Source organism: Coleofasciculus sp. FACHB-542 (assembly GCF_014695825.1).
Classification (GTDB): Bacteria; Cyanobacteriota; Cyanobacteriia; order Cyanobacteriales; family FACHB-T130; genus FACHB-T130.
Genome location: NZ_JACJPB010000027.1, coordinates 107523 through 114020, shown reverse-complemented (window position 1 = coordinate 114020; position 6498 = coordinate 107523). Strand labels below are relative to the sequence as shown.

The following is a 6498-nucleotide window of genomic DNA, read 5'->3' as shown; positions in this document are numbered from 1 at the left end:
ATTTCTTGGTGAATTTGGTCTGTGGATTAATTGCCTATTGCCATCAGCCTAAGAAGCCCTCTCTCAATATCAATGCGTTTTTCCTCCCTTCGGCTTAACCCGAACTCAGGTTAATTTAAACTGAACTCAAAACTCAAAACTTTTAAAGTTCCGCCCGGATCGTAAACGCATAGTCCCCTCCAGGCTCTAGCTGGTAATCTTTCTGTTCTAAAAATCGACCCAGAGGTTCCTGAATTAAAGCGCGTCCCAAAGAAGGTGTCACCGACAATTGACCCTGTCGGAAACACCACTGGAACTGCCATTCATATTCTGCCGCCGTGACTTCCCCTGCTAGAAAGCCGCGTTGCCAGGAAAGATGGGTAATTCGGACGTGGGCAGTAGTTTGAGGTAAACGCTTAGAACTCACAATCGCTGTGCCGATCAAATACCTTCATTCAGCAACAATACTAAACTTATTGCGATCGCCTTCGAGATAACATCATTCTCACAGCTGATACTGAGCTGGCACGAACCGAGTAAAAATATCCCTCTGGATATGGAAAGTGCCAGACTAGATCGGTATTGACTAGGATGAAAGAAGAGTAACATCTGAGCAAAAAAGGTGCAATTTTGAGTCGTTTATCGTCTGACCGAACCCCAAATGCCAGCCAGTTCCCTTCACAAACCCCGGACGCGACAGATTTGGATCGGGAACTAGATAACGCCATTTTGAGCTTTGATGACATCCAAGCAGAACTGAATTACAAAAAGGCGCAAAATGCTCTGCGAGACTTGGTAGATAACCTGGATCTCACTCCTCAAGAGCGGACGGGACTGGAATCCGAGATTAATGATTTGGCAACGATGCTGGAGAAGTTAGATCGATCGGTCGTCCAGATTGCCGCCTTTGGGATGGTGGGACGGGGTAAATCTTCAGTACTAAACGCCTTATTAGGTCAGAACGTGTTTGAAACGGGACCACTTCATGGCGTCACCCGCACCCATCAAGGTGCCAGCTGGCAACTGACTCAGGAGAATGAGGCGGGAAGCGTCAGCGATATCCTACGAGTCACGCTGCCGAGTGCGGGCAATTCCCAAATCGAGCTAATTGACACCCCTGGAATTGACGAAGTAGACGGAGAAACCCGCGAAACCTTAGCCAGACAAGTTGCCAGACAAGCAGACTTGCTGCTGTTTGTCATTTCGGGCGACATGAACAAGGTGGAATACGAGGCGCTATCGCAATTGCGGGAAGTCGGTAAACCGATGTTGCTGGTATTTAACAAAATTGACCAGTATCCGGATGCCGACCGGATGGCGATTTACCGCAAAATTCGGGATGAACGGGTGCGGGAATTGCTCTCACCGGATGAAATTGTAATGGTTGCTGCCTCTCCCCTGGTGGCGCAGGCGGTTCGCCGTCCTGACGGAACGAGGGCAGTGCAGCGACGACCGGGAACGCCCCAAGTTCTGGATTTGAAGCTGAAAATTCTGGAAATTTTGCACCGGGAAGGCAAGGCTTTGGTAGCGCTCAATACTATGCTGTATGCCGATGATGTGAACGAACAGATGATTGCTAGGAAGATGCAGATTCGCGATGAAAGTGCGAATCAGATCATCTGGAAAGGGGTGATGACGAAGGCAGTTGCGATCGCCCTCAACCCGGTCACGGTTGTCGATCTCCTCAGCGGTGCCGTCATCGACGTGGCAATGATTCTCACCTTATCTAAACTCTACGGCATCCCCATGACCCAGCCGGGAGCGGTGGGACTGCTACAAAAAATTGCCATCAGTATGGGCGGAATTAGTGCTAGCGAACTTTTGGCAACTTTGGGACTGAGTTCCCTGAAAAGTCTCTTAGGACTCTCCGCACCCGCAACGGGTGGGGTGTCTTTAGGTCCCTATCTATCAGTTGCCGTGACTCAGGCAGGTGTTTCAGGGGTTTCTTCTTACGGGATTGGACAAGTCACTAAGACTTACTTGGCGAACGGCGCTTCCTGGGGTCCCGATGGCCCAAAAGCCGTGGTAAGTCGCATTCTGACTTCACTGGATGAAGCCTCAATTTTGAATCGGATTAAGAATGAGTTGAGTGCAAAGTTAGTGAATTAAAACAAGCGATCGCTCTTTTTAAAAACAAGCGATCGCTTGTTTTTTATTACTTGAAATTCATCTAATTCGATTTATAAATACATCGATCAGTGCAACTGATCGATGTATTTTATTTAGCTCGAATATACTTATAATAAAATGCTTGTTTTGTGCATGTTAAAGTCATAATATAGTAATTGTATTTGTCTGACTAGACGTTGTAGTTGGAGCGCGGAGGACAATGTCCTCTGCGCGAGTTCCAGAAAAGGTACTAAAAAGCAAATCAAAATATAGATATTATAAATAAATTGTAAACTCTCTTTTTTCCAACCTCTATAGCAAAAAGAATGGAAGATAAGTCTTTATTAGATGATATTAACCAAGCTTTCTCAGCCTTCAAAAAGCCTTTGATCATCCCTATTCTTCCAAAAAAGGGAGTTATTGAGGGTGAATATTTAGCGATTCAGCGAGATTTTGGTGAAGTTTTAAAAGATGAAATGAGCGACGAGCAATGCTCAATGATGATCTGTGATTACTCGCTCATTTCGGATGAAGCTTTGTGTTACTTTCTCCCCAGGCTAGCCAGAAGTGTTTTGCAAGAGAGAGGTTTTTCAGACTTATTTTGCAGCCGAATTGAAAAAATCAATGAGATTTTCCTAAATCGAGAGCAAAAAGCTATACTGAATCGCCTTATTATTACCCTTAAAGATATTGAAAAAGAATTAGAACTAGAGGAAAAGCATGAACTAGAACAGTCTTGGGCAGACTGGGAAGAGTCTTTAGGACAAAGTCAGAATGAAAATGACAAACTCTTATTGGCTATAGCTAGAAACAATATTGATGAGGTTAAAAGCTTAATTAACCAAGGGGCTAATGTAACAGAACAAGACAAGAATGGAAACTCACCCTTAGATATTGCCAAGTATAAAGGACACACCAAAATACTTGAGTTGCTCAAGCAAGCAGGTACTAAGGAATGATGGTGCGTGAGGAACATTTGAAAAGGGTGGACACGGATGCCCACCCTACGTTTAACTGACCAAGAAAATTTGTGATTAGCGAGGCGTTTTATCTTCTTTAAAGGATGCCAGCCATTCGCGGACTTGCCCAGCTGCAACATCGCGGCTACCCAACCCGAAAGCCAAGGCGATCGCGACAGCGATCGCTCCCAATAGCAATCCAAAAGCTAAGTTAACGATATCGCTAGCAATTCCCATCTGTTGCAGCGCCATTGCTGAAACCAGGGCGATAATCGCAATCCGAGCAGTTTGTCCGAGTATCCGCGCTTGGCGAGTACCGGAACTGGTAATCAAGTTAAAGGCGAGGTTCGCGAGATACAGACCAATCGCAAACACCACCAAACCGGCGAGAATGCGACCTAATATCACCACAATGCCGCTGACCAACAGAGTCAGCGCCGGAATTTGCAGAATATTGGTTGCTGCTACTGTCGCAAACAGCATAATGCCAACCAATACCACAATCCCGGCGAGTTCTGACGGGGTGCGGGTGGGAGGCGTCGGTTCCTGAAGGATAGTTTCTTGTCCGGTAGGCGGTATCTGTGCCTCTGGAGCCGGAGGTAGAATTGGCGTGGCGCGGGTGTAAGGCTTAGATTGGAGTCCCAGCCAGTAGAAAATATTGTTGAATCCGATGCTGGTGAGGATGTTGGTGACTAACTCTGAAACAAAGTGTCCAACTACATAAGCGATGCCGAGAATCAACGCCGCTGTAAAGATTAGCGGAATCGCGTTGAGAATCTGGGTCAACATGGCGATCGCTGGAACCGAAATTGCTGCAATTCCCAAAGCATTGAGAGCAGCGATCGCGGTCGGGATTAAAATCAGAACAAAAACAATTGTCCCGATCAGCCAAGAAAGCGTTTGTCCGCCGGTTGCCCGTGAAATTCCAAATCTTGCACCTAACCGATCCGTTCCGGTTGCTGTCAGCAGATTTGTAACAATCCGCCGCACCACCTGCGCCAGCAACCAACCTGCTGCACCGATGACGATAGCCGTCAAAATATTCGGTACTGCTGCCAAAATTTGATTTAGCAGGTTATTAACCGGACCCAGTGCCTGCTGTAGCTGTAGGGCATCTAAGATCAGCGGTAAAAATAGCAAAAAGATGAACCAGTACAGAGCGTTGCCTAAGGTATCGCTCAGAGAATACTGGTTTGTCCTTGGCGTCGTACCCCCCGGCGTCGTATCCCCCGGTGCCGTACCTCCCGTTTGCTCGCCCAAACGTTCGTCTAACCGCAGCGCCCGCAGTCCCCGCGTTACCACTAGCTTTGTCAAGGTTGCCAGTACCCAGGCAATTCCTAACAGAATCGCTGCACTAACGAGTTTGGGGATGAACTGAGTGACTTGCTCTAACAGAGTGTTAAGAGGACCAGCAACCGCTGTTAGTTTTAAAGTCTGTAAACTAGCAACGATGGCAAAGAGCATAATCAGCCAGAACACCACACTGGAGATCCATTTCTCCACAGGTGGCCCTTCTTCAGCCCCTTGGCGACCTGTAATCCAAGCGGCTAAACGATTATCGATGTTTGTGCGATTCAGCAGTCCTCGCACCGCCGCCGCCGCCAGTGAAGCCACGATCAAGCCAACGACTAACGCTAGGATCGCCTTAATCAGATCCACTAGCGAATTGCCTAAGTTGAGGCCGAGGCCTGAGATAATATTGTCAACCGAAAAATTATTATTGGTTGCAGGAGAGGATTCCGCCGCTGGTACGGGTGTACTCTGCGCTAACAACCCGTTCAACCTGAGTGGCACCTCTCGAAAGAGAGTGAGTGTAATTCCTTGCCAAGTTCCATTCATGGTGTTCTGAGTTAACGTCGGATGGGCAAATATACAAAAGTTACGCTGCTTAGCAGGAATCGCCAAGACTTATCCTACGCTGATAAATTCTCTCGCTACTGCATTGGAGAATCAAAAACCGACTAAAACAGGATGAGATAGATATAGACTAGCGTTCTCAGTTTTTAATCTATCTTTATAGATAAATAAGCCGAAAAAGTCGAATATTTGCGATTTTTAGCGGTGCTTCCCGATTTGCGTTTCTGTAGCGTTCGCTTCCAGTAAGTCTGTATAGTATGTCTCCTACTGAAGTTTTCGAGCAATCTATCCAAATCAATGCTAGTGCAACGGTGGTTGAGCGCTGCATTACCGATCGTGTCTTAATGCATCGATGGCTGAATCCGGCGTTGCGGTGCGAACCCGTCGGAGAGTGGCGAACAGATGTGGGGAGTCAAAGTCGGTTTATTATTCAAATTCCCTTATTGCAACCCACGCTCGAAACGGTAGTTGTGGAGCGAGAACCAGGGCTAATTGTCTGGGGATTTGAAGGATTTTTTAAAGGACGCGATCGCTGGGAATGTCAGTCAGAGGCAACGGGAAAGGGCACGCGCCTGCTGAATCGCTTTGAGTTTGAAATTCCCAGTCCTTTCGTGCGTTGGGGTTTTAATACCTTCGCCGCTGCCTTTACGAAAGCCGATATGCAAGCTCAATTGCGACGTCTCAAGCGAGTGGCAGAGGAGATGGATCGCTAAAGGCTAATAGATATCTTGTTCGATTTGTGTCAGTAACTGGCGAATCACGCCAGCATCCTCCGCATTGGGAAGTATCGCCAGATAAATGTTTAAATCTTGGGATGCCTCTGACCAGCGACCCATTTGGAAGTAGAGAAGACCGCGATCGCGCAATTCCATCGGTGCGTCTGGGAACAACAGCAAAATCCGTTCCACTGTGGCGAGTGCTTTTTGCAACTCCTGCCGGTTCAGGTAAATCATTTTCAGATTCGTCAGCATCCGGGTCAAAAAGCGCCGAGAACTCACGGGTTCTACGAAAGTCGCTTGCAGTTGCACTGACTGTTGGTAAATCTTCGCAAGTCTATCTCTGCAATCTTGCTCAAACAGAATCTCGCCGCGATGGAAGGCATCCACAAAGATTCCCACATCCTCAAACTGCGGGCGAATCAGGAAATGCCCCGGCATCCCCACCCCAACCATCGGAAAATCAATGCGTCGTGCAATTTCTAAATAAACTAGCGCTAGGGCGATCGGGATGCCAGTGCGCCGATCGATTACATCATTTAAAAAGCTATTGCGGGGATCGTAATAGTTTTCATTATTTCCAGTAAAACCTAAGTCGTCGTAAAGATACTGATTGATAGTTTGAATCACCCGCAGGGGATATCGTTGGGCAGGTAGGCGTTCTTGTATCTCCGCGGCCATTGTATCGAGGGCATTGAGGTATTCATCCGGGTCGAGGTCTGGATATTCTTCCTGAGCAATGTCCAGAGCAGCTTTTGCCAGATTAATTTGCTCATCTGGCTGATTAATTTCCTGATAAAAGGATAGGCGACCCAGTGGCAAGTTCATGGCAATTCAATTGTTTAGCGAAACTCTTCCTCTGATTGTAGAAAACAACG

The 6498-nt window shown here is 47.2% G+C and carries 6 protein-coding genes; 3 read left to right on the top strand and 3 right to left on the bottom strand.

The genetic code is table 11. The annotated features are described in order from the left end of the window. Positions 1-142 precede the first annotated feature (142 nt). Positions 143-406 (bottom strand): DUF3146 family protein, encoded by a 264-nt coding sequence (locus H6F52_RS09135; RefSeq protein ID WP_190409998.1) that lies wholly within the window; start codon positions 404-406, stop codon positions 143-145. Between the two features lie 275 nt (positions 407-681). On the opposite strand from H6F52_RS09135, the gene H6F52_RS09130 reads away from it, so the two are divergent. Further along, complete coding sequence (locus H6F52_RS09130) at positions 682-2088, top strand: GTP-binding protein (RefSeq protein ID WP_242033884.1); 1407 nt, start codon at positions 682-684, stop codon at positions 2086-2088. 326 nt (positions 2089-2414) lie between these two features. Continuing rightward, complete coding sequence (locus H6F52_RS09125) at positions 2415-3047, top strand: ankyrin repeat domain-containing protein (protein ID WP_190410000.1); 633 nt, start codon at positions 2415-2417, stop codon at positions 3045-3047. A gap of 75 nt (positions 3048-3122) precedes the next feature. Here H6F52_RS09125 and H6F52_RS09120 read toward each other — a convergent pair whose 3' ends face one another. Beyond that, positions 3123-4886, bottom strand: coding sequence for a mechanosensitive ion channel (locus H6F52_RS09120; protein WP_190410001.1), 1764 nt, complete (start codon positions 4884-4886; stop codon positions 3123-3125). Between the two features lie 275 nt (positions 4887-5161). On the opposite strand from H6F52_RS09120, the gene H6F52_RS09115 reads away from it, so the two are divergent. Further along, the gene (locus H6F52_RS09115; protein WP_190527197.1) at positions 5162-5617 is read left to right on the top strand and encodes an SRPBCC family protein; all 456 of its coding nucleotides are present in this window, start codon (positions 5162-5164) and stop codon (positions 5615-5617) included. A gap of 3 nt (positions 5618-5620) precedes the next feature. On the opposite strand, the gene H6F52_RS09110 is transcribed toward H6F52_RS09115, so the two are convergent. Continuing rightward, positions 5621-6448 carry a SirB1 family protein gene (locus H6F52_RS09110; RefSeq protein WP_190410003.1) on the bottom strand — a complete coding sequence of 276 codons (828 nt, stop codon included), beginning with the start codon at positions 6446-6448 and terminating at the stop codon, positions 5621-5623. Positions 6449-6498 lie beyond the last annotated feature (50 nt).

Excerpts from the sequence above, each read along its gene's own strand:
- H6F52_RS09125 (WP_190410000.1), top strand. The coding sequence starts at position 2,415 with ATGGAAGATAAGTCTTTATTAGATGATATTAACCAAGCTTTCTCAGCC.
- H6F52_RS09120 (WP_190410001.1), bottom strand. The coding sequence starts at position 4,886 with ATGAATGGAACTTGGCAAGGAATTACACTCACTCTCTTTCGAGAGGTG.
- H6F52_RS09115 (WP_190527197.1), top strand. The coding sequence starts at position 5,162 with ATGTCTCCTACTGAAGTTTTCGAGCAATCTATCCAAATCAATGCTAGT.
- H6F52_RS09110 (WP_190410003.1), bottom strand. The coding sequence starts at position 6,448 with ATGAACTTGCCACTGGGTCGCCTATCCTTTTATCAGGAAATTAATCAG.